The organism is Verrucomicrobium spinosum DSM 4136 = JCM 18804 (genome assembly GCF_000172155.1).
Lineage (GTDB): Bacteria > Verrucomicrobiota > Verrucomicrobiia > Verrucomicrobiales > Verrucomicrobiaceae > Verrucomicrobium > Verrucomicrobium spinosum.
In genome coordinates, this window is sequence record NZ_ABIZ01000001.1 from 7,233,507 (window position 1) to 7,247,493 (window position 13,987).

Consider the following 13,987-nt stretch of genomic DNA (forward strand, 5'->3'; position numbering starts at 1 on the left):
TGTGGCTTTAAACCGTCACAGACTGACAGAGAACGTTCATTGCGCTGTGCCTATGACGGTGCATGGTGCGATTCTGTCTCATGGACCTCCTTTGCCTACCCGGACGTCTCTTCCTCAACTTCCTGATCTACATGGGTCAGCTTGCCGCGCTTTTGCGGGAGCTGGGCATTGCCATCAAGTCCGGGGTCTGGCGCATGCGCCTGGTTGCGCAGCAGATTGTCTCGATCGGCTACGGTTCCCAGGTGGTGGTCATCGTGACCGGAGCTTTCACTGGTGCGGTGTTCACGGCTCAGACCTATTTTAAGTTCAAAGACTTCGGGGTGGAAACTGGAGTGGGCGCGATCGTCTCGGTGGCCATGTGCCGTGAACTCGGCCCCGTGCTGGCAGGGCTGATGGTGACGGGGCGCGTGGGCGCGGCGATGGCGGCGGAGATTGGTACCATGAAGGTGACCGAGCAGATCGACGCCCTGCGAGCTCTCGGGGTGCATCCGGTGGATTACCTGATGTTGCCGCGGTTCTTCGCCATGCTCATCAGCATGCCGCTCCTCATCGCAGAGAGCATCACCTTCGGCCTCGCGGCCTCTTACTGTGTGGTTGTGTTTGGCTTCGGCGTGCCCAGCGCCTGGTTCTGGCAACATGTGGTGGAGCACACCAATGAGGAGGACATCATCTATGGCATGATCAAGGGTCTGATCTTCGGCATTCTGATCACGGTGATCTCCTGCCACCAGGGCCTCACGGCAAGCGATGGTGCAGTAGGGGTGGGCATCGGCACGACCCGTGCGGTCGTTTACTCCTCATTGGCACTGCTCATCTGCAATTTCTTCCTCTCCCTCCTTCTGAACTACTTCTTCCCGCTCGGCACTGGGATGTAAGCAGCCCCCAAGCCGCCTCTATGGCCCAAGCCCCCCCCAATTCCACACCCTTCATCTCCGTTCGCGGCCTGACTCGCAAGATCGGCTGGCAGGAGATCCTGCGTGGGCTGGACCTGGATGTTCATCGAGGCGAGACCCTTATGCTCATCGGCCCCAGTGGCGAGGGGAAGAGCGTGCTGCTGAAGCACCTGATCGGTCTGATGAAGCCCGACAGCGGGACCATCGTCGTGAATGGAACGAGCATGACCGGCCTGCGGGAGCGTCAAATGGCCCCCGTGCGCAAGCAGATTGGCATCCTTTTCCAAAACGCAGCCCTCTTTGACAGCATGACGGTGGAGCAAAATGTAGGCTTCCCTCTGATGGAAGGTGGCATCCGGGATCGCAAGGAGATCGAGCAGCGCGTGCATGAGGCGCTGGAAGTCGTGGAACTGTCCCAGCACAAGGACAAGATGCCAGTGAACCTTTCCGGCGGCATGCGCAAGCGGGTGGGCATCGCCCGGGCCATCGTTCCCCGTCCTCAGTGCGTGTTGTATGATGAGCCCACGGCTGGTCTGGATCCGATCGTCTCAGACGTGATCGACCAGATGATCCTCCGCCTCCAGAGGCGTTATGGCGTGACCTCCATCGTGGTGACGCACGATATGAAGAGCGTCTTCAAGATCGCCGACCGTGTCGCCATGTTAAAGCGTGGGGTGATTCACTTCCTTGGAACGCCCGAGGAATTGCGCAACTCCCCGGATCCCGAAGTTCAAGACTTTATAGAGGGCCGCTCTGGTGTGACGGGCTGATCCTTCACCCCGTTTCCACACTGCCAGCCTCCTCTTTCATCCATTCCCCGCCCCCCTGACCTTGCCCCACCATGGAAGAACGCGATAGAAAATCTGAATTGCTCGTCGGGCTGTTCCTGTTCGTAGGCATGCTGTTGCTCGCCTATTTGATCCTGCAGTTTGGCAGTGTGCGGGAGCTCTTCAGGCCGACGTACCCCCTGACGGTGGAGTTGGCCGATGGCACGGGCATCCGCGAAGCCACGCCGGTGATGCTGGGAGGCTCCCGCGTGGGCAAGGTGACGGAGAAGCCCACCCTCAATGCCGCCCAAAACGGGGTCATCATCTCCCTGCAGTTGTACCAGGACACAAAGATTGGCTCGGACGCCAAGTTCGGCATTGGCACCTCCGGCCTGCTGGGTGACTCGTTCATCGAGATCAAGCCGAGCGGGAAGACGCCCGCGACCTTCATCGAACCCGGAGCTCACATCAAAGGGGAGGTTTCCGCCGGGCTCGCCGGACTCCAGAACTCCGCCGAGCAGATCGCAAACAAGGTGGATGTGGCCCTCGAGGACATCCGGCTGGCCGTGGCGGACCTGCGAGTCTCGCTGAAGCGCGTCAATGAAGGCGCTTTTTCGGAGAAGGGCATGTCTGATGTGAAGGACTCGTTCGCGAAGTTCAACAACATCGTGACCCGCCTGGATGAGAAGACTCTGAACGAAGAGACCAGCCAGAACGTGAAAGATGCTGTGCACAGTTTTAAAGAAGCCGCCAAAGCCCTGGAGGAAGCCGTGAAGAAGCTCCAGCCCGCCTTTGCAAAGCTGGACGGCGTGGTGACCAAGATCGATGGTGTCGTCACGAAGGCTGATACCGTCATGGGCAGTGCCGATGGAGCCATGAAGTCCATTGACGAAAGCGCCGACGCAATCGGCAAAGTCGCCACGGACCTTCGCCGCGGCGAAGGCTTGCTGCCCGCATTAATCAACGATTCAGCGCTCAAGACTGACTTCAAGAACCTGATCTCCAACATGCGCCAACGGGGCATCTTGTTCTACAAGGACAAGTCCGACCCCGGTGCCAGCCCACCTCTGGCTCCCACTCAAAAGTCCCGCTCAGGCTCATCACGCCCCAATCCGCCTCTGGGCGGTCGGGGTCGCTGAGATCAAAATGGGCTGGGAGGACCGGTCATCAGGCGGGCGTTGTTTGTTACCTGTGGTAATGCGGTTGGCGAAATTGCATTTGCATTTCGAATAACAAATAACGAATAACCGCTCTCGCCCACCCATTCTCTTGCGCCAGCGGCAGGGTGGACGAAGATTGCTCCACCTCTTTCCCTTTTCTCCCTGGATGCCTGTCCCTTGGTCCATCCGGCTTGTCCGGACCCTTTTTCTTACGGTAGCAGTTCTCATCGGTGCCACCATCGCGCTGGGCTTTCAGCAGCCCGCCTGGCTGGGGATTGTGTGCGGACTCATCGCGGGCGGATTCTTTGTGCTCGTGGACTCCTTGCTGGCTCAGTTCAGCTTTCGGGAATTCTCGTTCAGCGTTTTCGGTCTGCTTGTGGGCATGTTCTGCGCCTTCCTGATCACCAAGATCGGTCTGTTCGACCTGCCGTGGTTTCGCAATCTCGATGTTTCCACGGACTCCATTCGGAGCATCGTGGAAATCTGTCTCTACAGCATCTTCGGATTTCTGGGCATGAGTCTGGCCCTCCGCAGCGATCGCGATCAGTTTTCCTTCATCATTCCCTACGTACGCTTCCGCCGTGACGCCTCTGAAGGCGAGCCGATGCTGCTGGACAGCAATGTCATCATCGATGGCCGCATTCCCAAAGTTTTCGCCACTGGCTTTCTCAGCGGACGCTTTGTGATCCCCCGATTCGTGCTGGATGAGCTACAGCGTCTGGCCGACTCCCGGGAGCCGCTGAAAAGCGCACGTGGGAAACGTGGGCTGGACTGCGTGCAGGCCATGCGGGAGGCCCATGGCATCGAACTCACGATTCATGAAGATCCTCTACACGAGAACCAGCCTGTGGATACCCGGCTGGTCACCCTGGCCCGCGAGCTGAATGCCCGGCTCCTTACCAATGACGTAAATCTGGGCAAGGTGGCCTCTGTCCGGAGCGTGACCGTGCTGAACTTCAACGATCTTGCACGGGCCCTACAGCCGGAGGTCGCCACGGGGGATGAGTTTGACCTCAGCCTCGTCAAACCAGGCAAGGACAAGCATCAGGCAGTGGGCTATCTGCCCGATGGGGCCATGATCGTGGTCAATCACGCCTCTCAATTCCTGGGGGAAACCGTGCCCATCGTGGTAAGCGGCACCCTCCAAACGTCCGCAGGCAGATTGATCTTTGCGGAGCTTCGATCCGCTGACACCTCAGTGGAACGTTGATCGATCCCTGATCCGCCCATGCACTCCGCTCGACGCTGCTGGTTCCGAGGGCTGACGTTGGCGGCATTGCTCTCCGCCACCCAGTGCAACAAGGAAAAACCGCCCGGGGCGCTGGATCGCTCCGGCTATCATGTGCGCGGCAGCAAGGTTTACTTCCTGCCCAACTGGACCAGCCGCGCCTGGGAAATCCCCGAGGTGGAACTGGCCACCTTTGAATTTCCCCTGCCGAAAGGCACCGAAACGGACTACGCGAGAGACAGGCAATCCGTGTACTGGCGGGGAAACAAGATCTCGGGCGTGGACCCGAAGACCTTTGAGATCCTGGACTCAGGGTATGCGCACGACGCCTCAAACGTCTATCGCAACGGGACCCTGATCTGCGATGATGCCGCCCACTTCGAGATGGTGAGCGGCAACTTCGTCAAGAACAGCCACACCGTCTACGCCCTCTACCCGGCGACAACGCCGGTTTCCCATGACCCTGCCAACTTTCGCGAGATCTCCGCTCAGGATGGCTACAGCTTCTGCGCTGATCTCGCACAAGTGTTTGTGAACGGGAATACGATCCCCGGAGCCCATCCCGCGACCTTCCGGGTCCTGCAAGGCGGTTACACCCAGGATGCTGGGCAGAGCTTCTACTTTGACAAGCCCATGCCGGAAGGGACCGAGATCGAGTCCCTGGAGATCCTGGCGGGAGCCTACGCAAAGGACGCGGCGCGCGTCTATCACCTGGGTCAGGTGGTGGCAGGAGCAGATCCCGCCACCTTCATCGTCACTGATGACAAGTTTCAGCGTGCCAGAGATGCCCACCAGGAATACGAGCAGGGCCAACGCAAACCCAGGCCTGCCCCACCAGAACCACCTCCGCAAAGGGGTCAGTAAGCCCCTTGTTTTATAGCACAGCGCAGAAGGGCACACCGTATGAATAGCCGTCACCCCATCTCAGCAGATCCATCATGAAAGTCCTCCTGAATGTCCTGCTCTGCCTTCTCGTCCCGGTCAGCCTCACCCTTGGCCAGGACAAGCCCCTTGAACTTGCCGATGTGGAGGGCAATCCCCACCAGCCGCTGAAGGTGGGGGATGGGAAGAAGGCGGTGGTGCTGCTCTTTGTCTCACCCTACTGCCCCACTGCGGGAAAGTTTCTCCCCGAGTTCAACCGCATCGCTGCCGAGCAGTCTCAGTCGTTTTCCTTTTACCTCGTGCATTCCGATCCTGAGACCAAGGCGACCGATGCCTACAAGCAGGCCGTCCTGAACGAGGTGAAGTCCACCGTGCTGCTCGACAAGGACCAGGCTCTGGCGAAGAAGCTGAATGCCCGCATCACGCCGGAGTGCGTGGTGCTGAACCCCGCGGCCGAGGTGGTTTATCAGGGGCGCATGAACGACCTCTACCTGGCCCCTACCAAACGCCAGCGTCAGGCCACGACCAAGGAACTCAGCGATGCGCTGGAGGCGATCGCCGCTGGCAAACCGGTGGCCACGCCGCGTACAGAAGCGGTGGGCTGCAAGATTGGGGGGCTGGCTCCCTGAGGAGAACGGACCAACCGCTCGCGTTCTGGGGTGGATGCCAAGGAACCAGCCTTGAGGCGGCCGCCCCAGATCGAAGCTGATCCCCAGCGGGGATCTCTAACACAGCCCAACATTGGACGAGCCCTAAGCGAGTCAACGTTGGGTATCTCCCAGGACGATGATCAGGTGGGAAAGCCGACTGCATCTGCTTTCTCCCCACCGCCATCAACACCCCCACGTCAGTTGGACCTGATGTCTTGTGTTGCCTGACGTTCGCGGCAAGATGCCGCAAACAGCACACAGGATGCGTGCGCTCCCCGAGCTTCACAACCCCAGGTTCCTTGGCAGGTCACAAGCTCGCTCCTCCAGCCCCCCCTGATGCCCCTCCGCCTCAAAATTCCGGTCACGTCGGACCAGGTGTTCGACAACCAATGGAGACTCTGTGCGCCCTGACAGCACGGAGAGAGCGCATGCGCCATTGCGCCCACCCTGTTCCTGAGTCAGAATTGCGACCCTGATTGTCCATGAACCCACCTGAATCTTCCGAGCACCCCTGGGATGTTGTCATCATTGGCGGAGGTCCCGCAGGATCTTCTGCCGCCACCACCCTGGCCCAGGCCGGACGCAAGGTGCTGGTGCTCGAGAAAGAGAAGTTTCCTCGCTTCCACATCGGCGAATCCCTCCTGCCCTACAACCGGCAGGTGTACGAAGAGCTCGGCGTGTGGGAAAAGATCTCCCAGGCAGGCTTCATGCGCAAAAAGGGTGCCCAGTTCCTGCTCGGCGATGGCACGCGCAAGGTGCGGCTGGATTTCTCCAAAGGCTCCTTCACCGAGTTCCCCGAAGCCGTGCAGGTGGAGCGGGCCAAGTTTGACAACATCCTCCTCACCCACTCCCAGGAGTGCGGCGCGGAGGTGCGGCAGGAATCACTGGTGCAGGATCTTCAGGTCGATGCCGATGGCGTCGCAGTGAAGTACCGGGACAAAGAAGGAGCATCCCACCAGGTGAAGGCCAAGTTCCTGATCGACGCCAGCGGCCTGTCCAACTTCACGGCCAACCGCGAAAATCGCCGCACCTACTACGCAGAGCACAAGAAGATCGCGATCTTCAACCACTTCGCCGGGGTGGACATGCCACAGGGTGAGGAATACGGGGACATCCTCGTGATCCGCCGGAACAACTCGTGGTTCTGGATGATCCCGCTGGAAGACGACAAGGTGAGCGTGGGGCTGGTGATGGATCGCGGCGACTTCCAGGCGCTTGGGCAGGAGCCCAGACAGGTGTTCGAGGAGGCCGTACGCACCACCCCCGCCGTGCAGGAGCGTTTCACCAAGGTGGCACCGCCCGCCTCCGTGCATGTGGCCACCGACTTCTCCTACCGGAACAACTCACTGGTCTCTGATCGCGTAATCCGCGCCGGGGATGCTTCCGGTTTCATCGATCCCGTCTTCTCCAGCGGCGTGCTGCTTGCCACCACCAGTGGCCGCCAGGCCGGACTGGTGGCGGATGAAGCCATCAAGCTGGGCGAATCCATGACTCCTGCCATGCAGGCGTATGAGACCGACACCCGCAACCGCATCGGCCAGTACTGGCAGTTCATCGAGCGCTTCTACACGCAGCCGTTCGCCCAGCTCTTCTTCCAGCCCTCCAACCGCTTTAAGATGATGTGCTCCATCAATGCGGTTCTGGCGGGATGCACCCGGTTGCCTTTCCATGTCCGGATGCGCCTGCGCCTGTTCTTCGGCCTGGTATGGCTGCACAAGAAGTTCGGCATCGCGGAACAAATCCCGATCAAATAGCGGCAGTGAGTGATCTGCGCCCCGTCCTCATCGCCGGCCAGGGGCTGGCGGGCACGGCTGTGGCCTGGCGGCTCTGGGAGCGGCAGGTGCCGTTCCTCATCGTGGATCCCCAGGCGGAGCAGACCAGTTCGAAGGTCGCTGCCGGGCTGGTAACCCCCATCACCGGCATGCGGCTGAACTTGAGCTGGCGCATGCCCACCCTGGCCCCGGAGGCAGTCAGGTTCTATGAAAGCATCGAAGGCCGCCTCGGACGAAAGTTCTACCATGCCACCCCGCACGTCCGGCTTTTCAAGAACGACCGGGAACTGAAAATCTGGGAGACACGCGCCACCGCGCCCGAACTCCAGCCGTGGCTGGACGCAGCCCCGCCCTCCCCGCTGGTGGACGAGGCCAGCTTTCACGGTGAGCTGGGCGGCTTCCAGCAGAGAGACTCGGGCTGGCTGGACACGGCCTCCTATTTGGAAGCCAGCCGCACTTTCTTTGCTGCAGAACAACGGGTGCAAGCGGGCGAGGTGAATGACCAGGATCTGGCCGTGACGGCGGAAGAGCTGACGTGGCAGGGCGTGGGCTTCTCCCATGTGGTCTTCTGCCGGGGCTGGCAGGAATCAGGCCCCTCACGGTTCTTCCCCTGGCTGGAGTTCGATGCCGCCCGTGGGGTAATCGTGACCCTGCGCACGGATGTTGTGGAGCACCGCATCCTCAATCGCGGTGCCTGGATGCTGCGACGCCCGGATGGCGCCTGGCGGGCGGGGTCCACGTACGAGTTTGATTTCAACCGTCCCATCGAGGACTCGGTGGCTGACGTGCGGCGCAAGCTGGAAGGCCTGCTAAAAGCTCCCTATGAAATAACCGCCGCCCAGGCCGGGGTGCGCCCCATCATCAAGCGAATGCCCGCCGTGGTGGGACGCCACCCTTCCCACGAACGCGTCTGCGTGCTCAATGGCCTCGGATCGAAAGGCGTGCTGCGCTCCCCCACCATGGCCCGGCTGCTGGTGGAGCATCTGCTGGATGGCAGCCAGCTGGACGCGGAGGTGGATGTGCGCAGTCATCCCTGACGGGGTTGACAGCGCCCGCCACCGTGAGTCCCGTGACGAGGTCCATGGCCAACGCTCAACGCCCCCACTCCACACCCCTGCCCACCGCCGTGCGCTGGGTGCACGCCATCCTGGAACCCCGCCTGCTGCCTGGCGATCTGGTGGTGGACGCGACGGCGGGCAATGGCCATGATACACTCTTTCTCGCACAACGGGTGTTGCCAGAGGGACAGGTCTTCGCCTTCGACATTCAGGCTGACGCGATCCAGCAGACAGAGATCCGGCTGCGTGAAGCGGGCGTGGACATGAGCCGTATCACCCTGCATGTGGCCGGTCATGAGACCCTATCGGCCGCCCTCCCGACCGGAGTCCATCAACGATTGCGGCTCTGCATGTTCAACCTCGGCTACCTGCCCGGTGGCGACAAAGCGCGCATCACCCAGGTGGAGACCACACTCTCTGCCATTCAGCAGGCAATGGATCTGCTGGAGGAAGATGGCCTGCTCACGGTGGTTGTCTATCCCGGCCATGATGGGGGCATGCAGGAAGCAGGGCGTGTCACGGCGATGCTGGAAGCCGCATCACCAGACACCTGGGAGGTTCAGCGCATCGGCTATCTGAACTTCCGCCCCACCACGCCCTTCTGCCTGGTGGCACGCCGCCGCACTGCGGCCAGGCCGACGTGACCCTCTCAGGCGTTAAGACCTGGAGCCAACGGGGGATTCAGGAAACAAGCTGACCACGCCAGTTCCCTCTCCCTAGTTGAAATAGGCAGGTCCTCCGCCCTGGCGGTTGAAGGCATGGGCCCGCTCGATGTCCTGACGAGCCGCGCGATGGGGATCCAACTCAGGAAGCGAGGCCATGTCGAAGAACTCAATCTGGCTGCTCTCCAGGTTCGGGGTCGGCTGCCCGCCAATGATCTCGCAGAGGAAAAACATCTTGTAGATCGTATTGGCATGCCTGGGATATCCGGCGCGATCGCGGTCAATGATGGAGACCAGGGCGGTGGCCTTCACCTCATACCCGGTCTCTTCCAGACACTCACGTGCCACACCCTCACCCGGGCTCTCATTCACATCGGCCCACCCTCCGGGCAAGGTCCACAAGTTGGACGCGGTCTCCTTGATCAGGAGCACCTGATCCCCCTGGAAGATGGCTGCCCGCACGTCGAGCTTGGGAGTTGGATAGCCGATCTCGGCCGGCCACGTGAACTCCGGTTGCCGGAGAGGAGACCGGAGGAGTTCACCCGCTATCTGTCGGAGCCGCAGAAAGCGCTCTCTATCGAAAGCATCCTTGGTATAAGTCAGGCCTGCCTGGGCAATGGCAGCCAGTTCGCGGGAGATTTCCAAAAGATCCGTCATGACCAAGGATTAAGCACCGCCCGGTGAAGAATAGGTGAACGCACCACGAATTCTTCGCGAATCGTGGCCCTGAATAAGCTGGCAAAAGGCACGATAGCACCATTGGAAACCCTTCACAGGTCCGACGGAGGCTCGTGTTCCGCCTTGGTGCGACCTGAATCTTCTATTTCCCTTTATCTTCTTCTTCCATTTCCCGAAAGGCCTCTTCGAGAGCCTCATTCAGTTCCTCGATTGTCGCCTTGGCCAACCCAGGGTCCACCTCAGGCTCCGGCACGGGAGTGGCCTGGCTGGCAAAATCTCCTTTGTTGAAGGCCACGATGTTGCTCATGGCAGATTGGGGAGCGGCTTCCATGAGATGCTGCAAATCCACTGGTCCTCCCTCAGATGAGTCCTGGTTCACCTTGGTTTCCATGTTCACGGTGGGGTCAAAGGATTGCAGCGCTTGCAGCCAGCCGCGCACGGAGGACAACTCCCGGTCAAAGGTGGATACGACCCTCAACCGTGCATCCACCAACGTGGCCTCGATCCGGGCCAGCTTTTCCTGAAGCAGGCTGTTCACCGGATGCGTGGGTTGGGAGGCAAGGGCCAACGATGAGGACATGATGGAAATTATATACAATTTCCATAATTACACAATTAAAAATGACATTCCACACCTACCGGATTGCCGTGATTGAGAGCTTCGCAGTCAACATCGCATGGCACACTCAACTTAATTCAATCATCGTCAGCTAGTTGCGCATGCATTAACTGCGGTGATGCCGTGAGCGATATTGGCTGGGAGCCATCCCTTTGGCATCCGCAAAAACGCGATTGAAGTTGGAGAGGGACTGGAAACCGGTCAAAAACGCGATTTCACTCACGGACTGCGTCGTCTCCACCAATGTCTTGCAAGCTCTCGCCACCCGTAGCTCATTGATCAGGGAAGTCAGAGTTCGACCCGTCACCTTCTTGCAGTATCGGCTGAAGGCTGCATCACTCATCCTGGCCACTTGAGCGATCTCTGGAAGACTCAACGGCTCCGCCAGATGGGCGTAGAGATAATCGTACACCCTGCGCATGCGGTCGGCAGCCCGGGAGTCATTGTCAGGAGAGTATCCCACGCCGGTCAGACTTACAGCCGAGTCAGCCCCCTCCGCGAGGATCTGGAGAATCTCCAGCAAACCAAGCAAACGGTTAGTTCCCTCGGAAGACTCCAGCGATTCCATCAGGGGCTGCACCTGGGCGGAAATCACAGGATCGAAGCAGAGCCCCCGTGGAGCCACGTCCAAGAGCTGCTTCCATTCCCGGCATTCTGGCAGCTCCCAGAACCCTTGCCCCAGAGAGGTGGGACGCATATGGAGTACCAATGCCCGAGCACGCTGGTTTTTCCCGCCCGTACCAACGCTCCGCCAGTAGTGCGGGAGATTGGGCCCCAGCAATACCAGATCTCCCACCGTGAAGGCCCCCAGATGATCGCCCACGCAGCGGTCCCCCTCCCCTTCTACAATACAGGCGAGCTCAATTTCCGGGTGAAAATGCCACGGCACGTCAAAGCGGGGGAGGTTGTAGCTCCGCACGAGGAAAGACTCGTCCGGCCCCCATTGCACATCTTCCAGGCGGGCTCGCATCGCGCTCCACATTGCCAGCTATTTACCTGGTGAGTCAAACCTGCTACCTCAATCCAGTCAAAATTCTGGGAGCACTGGGCAAGCCGCGGGTGGCGGCATCCAAGCCATTTCGCTAGGATGGTCCCATGAAGCCGGCTGCCGATTTCGCCTCCTCCTACCGTCCCTATCGCAATTTGCCACCGCTCGCCGGCGTCACCACCTTTGCAGAGGCAGTGGAGCCGGGTCTCGCGGTAGAAGCTGGAGTGGATCGCTTGAAGCGCCATCACTACACGCTCAAGCGACTCATGCAGATCCTGCAGTCCCGATTGACGGCTGAGCCGGTGTACGAGCTGAAGATGACCTACAGTCTGCACTCCCACTACTGTGCGGAGCATTGCACCGCCATGCGGGAAAGGGTGGCCGAGATGCGCACCCCGCCGCTAGGTCTGGAGAAGGTGCCTAACGAGTCCCTGAAGACCTTCTTCGACGAGATCCAAAACGCGCCCACAACGGCAGAGATGCTCACCGGCATCTACGACCACGCGTTGCCCGCCCTTCAAAAAGCCATGCAGCGGCACCGGGAGGAAACGCATCCCATGGCGGACCACCCCACCGTGCGCATCCTCAGATTCGCCCTCATGGAGATCGAGGAAATGACCTATTGGGGCCGGGAGGCGCTGCCCTGCCTGGTGTCTGCTGATGACAAGGCAAAGATGATCGACTGGGAGCGCCTGCTGGAGGGGCTGCTGGCCGCGGCCGGAGGCTTGGATGGGGCGGCGACACCGGAGCCGTGCACCCTCCCCCCCCTCTACAGTGACCTGCCGCTGACCTACGACAAGACCCCGCGGCGGGACGAACGCTTCCCGGACCCCTACAACATGGGCGTGCATGCGGAAGAGTTCCTCTATGATCCCCAGTACTCCGCGCGGGACAAGACGCTCATGATGTACTACAAGCGGCTGCGGGAGATCGATGTGCCGGAGATGATGGCCAGCATCCTCACCGAGACGCCGGACAAGCCCTGGGGCTACTATCGTGACATGACACGTCAGCTCTGGGACGAGGCACGCCACGCCATGCTGGGCGAGATCGGCTTTGTCGCCAGGGGCATCGACTGGCCCCACCGCGTGATGGTGAACTTCACCTGGTCGCTGGGTCTGAACACGCAACTCAAGCCGTGGGAGCGGCATGCAGTGCTTTATTTCATCGAACAGGGCCTTATGACCAAGACGGGCAAACGATTCGAGTGGGAAGTGGGGGCGGAGTCTGGTGATCCGCTGGCGGAGACCTTCCAGGACTTTGACTGGGCAGATGAGGTGCTGCATGCCCAGATTGGCAAGCAGTGGTATGTGAGCGCCTTTGGCGACCAGAAGCAGGCCATTGAATACGGCAGCAACTGCTGGAGCAAAGTGCTCATCGGCTGGCGTGAGTGGCAGCAGCAGGGCCTCACCCAGCACCGGAACTGGTGGCCAGAGCTGTATCAGGAATACTGCGCAGTCCAGGGCGTCGAACCGGATCCCGCGGCTTTGGCCTACCACACCACGTATGAAACGTCCCGTGCAGATCTGGAGAAGCTGGCGGCGTCAGCGTGAGTGTGTGGGGCGTGTGCCACACACAGACATACCAGCAGCCAGGTCCCGGAGGGACGTCGGACAGCAGCCGGTGGTGACGGGAGCGTAGCGACCACAACCACCGGATGACACGCGTAAAAACATCGTGTCCCGAAGGCGACGCCGGACCGGGCCACACGTCCACAAAATTTCCTACCGCCCCGCCGGCTGCGGCAAACGATTGCCCTTCCTGGCCATCACCCCAGCCATCCACGAAATCCAAAACGGCAGGTTCACCAGGAAGATGAAGCACATCACCTGGTTCACCCGGAAGTCCAGCTTCATGATCAGCTCCACCCCGAAGTGAAAGGCGATGAAACTGGTGCCGATGAACAGCGCCCAGGCGCGGTTCCACAGCGCCACAAAGGCGAACAGTTCAAGGAAGAAACCCGCCCCAAAGACCAGCCGGGTGATGATGTGATGCTCCGCGAGCCACTGGGCAATACCGATGACCGGCTCAAACACGCCCTTGCTGGGGTTGTCATAGTAGAGCTGGCGGTGGGTCTTCACCACGGCCTTGGCCAGGTAGTGGCTCTTGAACAGCCAGAGCCCATCGGTCTTGCTCAGCTTCGTGATCGCGGAGGTGACATAGACCGCCGCCACGGCGCACTGGGAGAAATAGAGCTGGTACGAGGCCGCACCGAGCCCCGCCGCAAAAGCGAAAGGACGCCCCTTCACCAGCCGCCAGCCGAGCCAGAACAGCTCTGCCACAGACTGGGTGATGAGGATGAGCCCGATCATGTTATTTCCATGAAACGTGAAACCCTGGGAATTGTGCAGGGTGTTGTACCCCAGGTGGGCCAGGGTCAGGACGACCACCCCCAGCGGATTCAGAAAGCCGGTCACGTACAGCACGGCCGCCACGATCACAAGGGGGCGGAACCAGGTCATGGCTTCTGGGCCGCCCAAGAATGAGAGGTCCACAAAATGGGCGATGCCATTGGGCATCTCCTGCCGGGCAAAAGGGAGCGCCTCCCAGAGGCCCCAGACAACGGCCATGGCAAAAAAGAGGCGGAGGAGGAACCACTCCCTCGCACACACTGGGACTGGACTGAATGC

Annotated in this window: 14 protein-coding genes; 10 read left to right on the forward strand and 4 right to left on the reverse strand. The window is 60.5% G+C overall.

The genetic code is table 11. The annotated features are described in order from the left end of the window. Positions 1-80 precede the first annotated feature (80 nt). The 9 genes from VSP_RS29305 to mnmM all read left to right on the forward strand — a co-directional run bounded on the left by VSP_RS29305 (position 81) and on the right by mnmM (position 9,054). The gene (locus VSP_RS29305; RefSeq protein WP_009965211.1) at positions 81-875 is read left to right on the forward strand and encodes an MlaE family ABC transporter permease; all 795 of its coding nucleotides are present in this window, start codon (positions 81-83) and stop codon (positions 873-875) included. A gap of 20 nt (positions 876-895) precedes the next feature. Further along, positions 896-1,663: an ABC transporter ATP-binding protein gene (locus VSP_RS29310; RefSeq protein ID WP_009965212.1), complete on the forward strand. Its 768-nt coding sequence runs from the start codon at positions 896-898 to the stop codon at positions 1,661-1,663. 71 nt (positions 1,664-1,734) lie between these two features. Then, the gene (locus VSP_RS29315; protein ID WP_009965214.1) at positions 1,735-2,799 is read left to right on the forward strand and encodes an MlaD family protein; all 1,065 of its coding nucleotides are present in this window, start codon (positions 1,735-1,737) and stop codon (positions 2,797-2,799) included. 187 nt (positions 2,800-2,986) lie between these two features. Beyond that, positions 2,987-4,030: a PIN/TRAM domain-containing protein gene (locus VSP_RS37950; RefSeq protein ID WP_009965216.1), complete on the forward strand. Its 1,044-nt coding sequence runs from the start codon at positions 2,987-2,989 to the stop codon at positions 4,028-4,030. 18 nt (positions 4,031-4,048) lie between these two features. Continuing rightward, complete coding sequence (locus VSP_RS37955; RefSeq protein ID WP_081452787.1) at positions 4,049-4,912, forward strand: DKNYY domain-containing protein; 864 nt, start codon at positions 4,049-4,051, stop codon at positions 4,910-4,912. Between the two features lie 74 nt (positions 4,913-4,986). Next, positions 4,987-5,559 carry a redoxin family protein gene (locus VSP_RS29330; protein ID WP_009965218.1) on the forward strand — a complete coding sequence of 191 codons (573 nt, stop codon included), beginning with the start codon at positions 4,987-4,989 and terminating at the stop codon, positions 5,557-5,559. A 503-nt stretch (positions 5,560-6,062) separates the two neighbouring features. Then, the gene (locus VSP_RS29335) at positions 6,063-7,334 is read left to right on the forward strand and encodes an NAD(P)/FAD-dependent oxidoreductase (RefSeq protein ID WP_009965220.1); all 1,272 of its coding nucleotides are present in this window, start codon (positions 6,063-6,065) and stop codon (positions 7,332-7,334) included. A 5-nt stretch (positions 7,335-7,339) separates the two neighbouring features. Further along, complete coding sequence (locus tag VSP_RS37960) at positions 7,340-8,389, forward strand: NAD(P)/FAD-dependent oxidoreductase (RefSeq protein WP_009965221.1); 1,050 nt, start codon at positions 7,340-7,342, stop codon at positions 8,387-8,389. 44 nt (positions 8,390-8,433) lie between these two features. Next, positions 8,434-9,054 carry a tRNA 5-(aminomethyl)-2-thiouridylate-methyltransferase MnmM gene (mnmM, locus tag VSP_RS29345; protein ID WP_009965223.1) on the forward strand — a complete coding sequence of 207 codons (621 nt, stop codon included), beginning with the start codon at positions 8,434-8,436 and terminating at the stop codon, positions 9,052-9,054. A gap of 72 nt (positions 9,055-9,126) precedes the next feature. On the opposite strand, the gene VSP_RS37965 is transcribed toward mnmM, so the two are convergent. The 3 genes from VSP_RS37965 to VSP_RS37970 all read right to left on the reverse strand — a co-directional run bounded on the left by VSP_RS37965 (position 9,127) and on the right by VSP_RS37970 (position 11,339). Further along, positions 9,127-9,729 (reverse strand): NUDIX hydrolase, encoded by a 603-nt coding sequence (locus tag VSP_RS37965; RefSeq protein WP_009965225.1) that lies wholly within the window; start codon positions 9,727-9,729, stop codon positions 9,127-9,129. Between the two features lie 163 nt (positions 9,730-9,892). Continuing rightward, positions 9,893-10,330: a hypothetical protein gene (locus VSP_RS29355; protein ID WP_009965226.1), complete on the reverse strand. Its 438-nt coding sequence runs from the start codon at positions 10,328-10,330 to the stop codon at positions 9,893-9,895. 145 nt (positions 10,331-10,475) lie between these two features. After that, positions 10,476-11,339 (reverse strand): AraC family transcriptional regulator, encoded by an 864-nt coding sequence (locus VSP_RS37970; protein WP_044133707.1) that lies wholly within the window; start codon positions 11,337-11,339, stop codon positions 10,476-10,478. Between the two features lie 125 nt (positions 11,340-11,464). Between VSP_RS37970 and VSP_RS29365 the strand changes: the two genes are divergently transcribed. Next, positions 11,465-12,910, forward strand: coding sequence for a hypothetical protein (locus VSP_RS29365; protein ID WP_009965229.1), 1,446 nt, complete (start codon positions 11,465-11,467; stop codon positions 12,908-12,910). Positions 12,911-13,081: 171 nt separating this feature from the next. Here the strand turns inward: VSP_RS29365 and VSP_RS29370 are convergent, their stop codons facing one another. Next, entirely contained in the window at positions 13,082-13,927 is an 846-nt protein-coding gene (locus tag VSP_RS29370) for a hypothetical protein (protein ID WP_157211129.1), read from the reverse strand. Between the last annotated feature and the right edge of the window lie 60 nt (positions 13,928-13,987).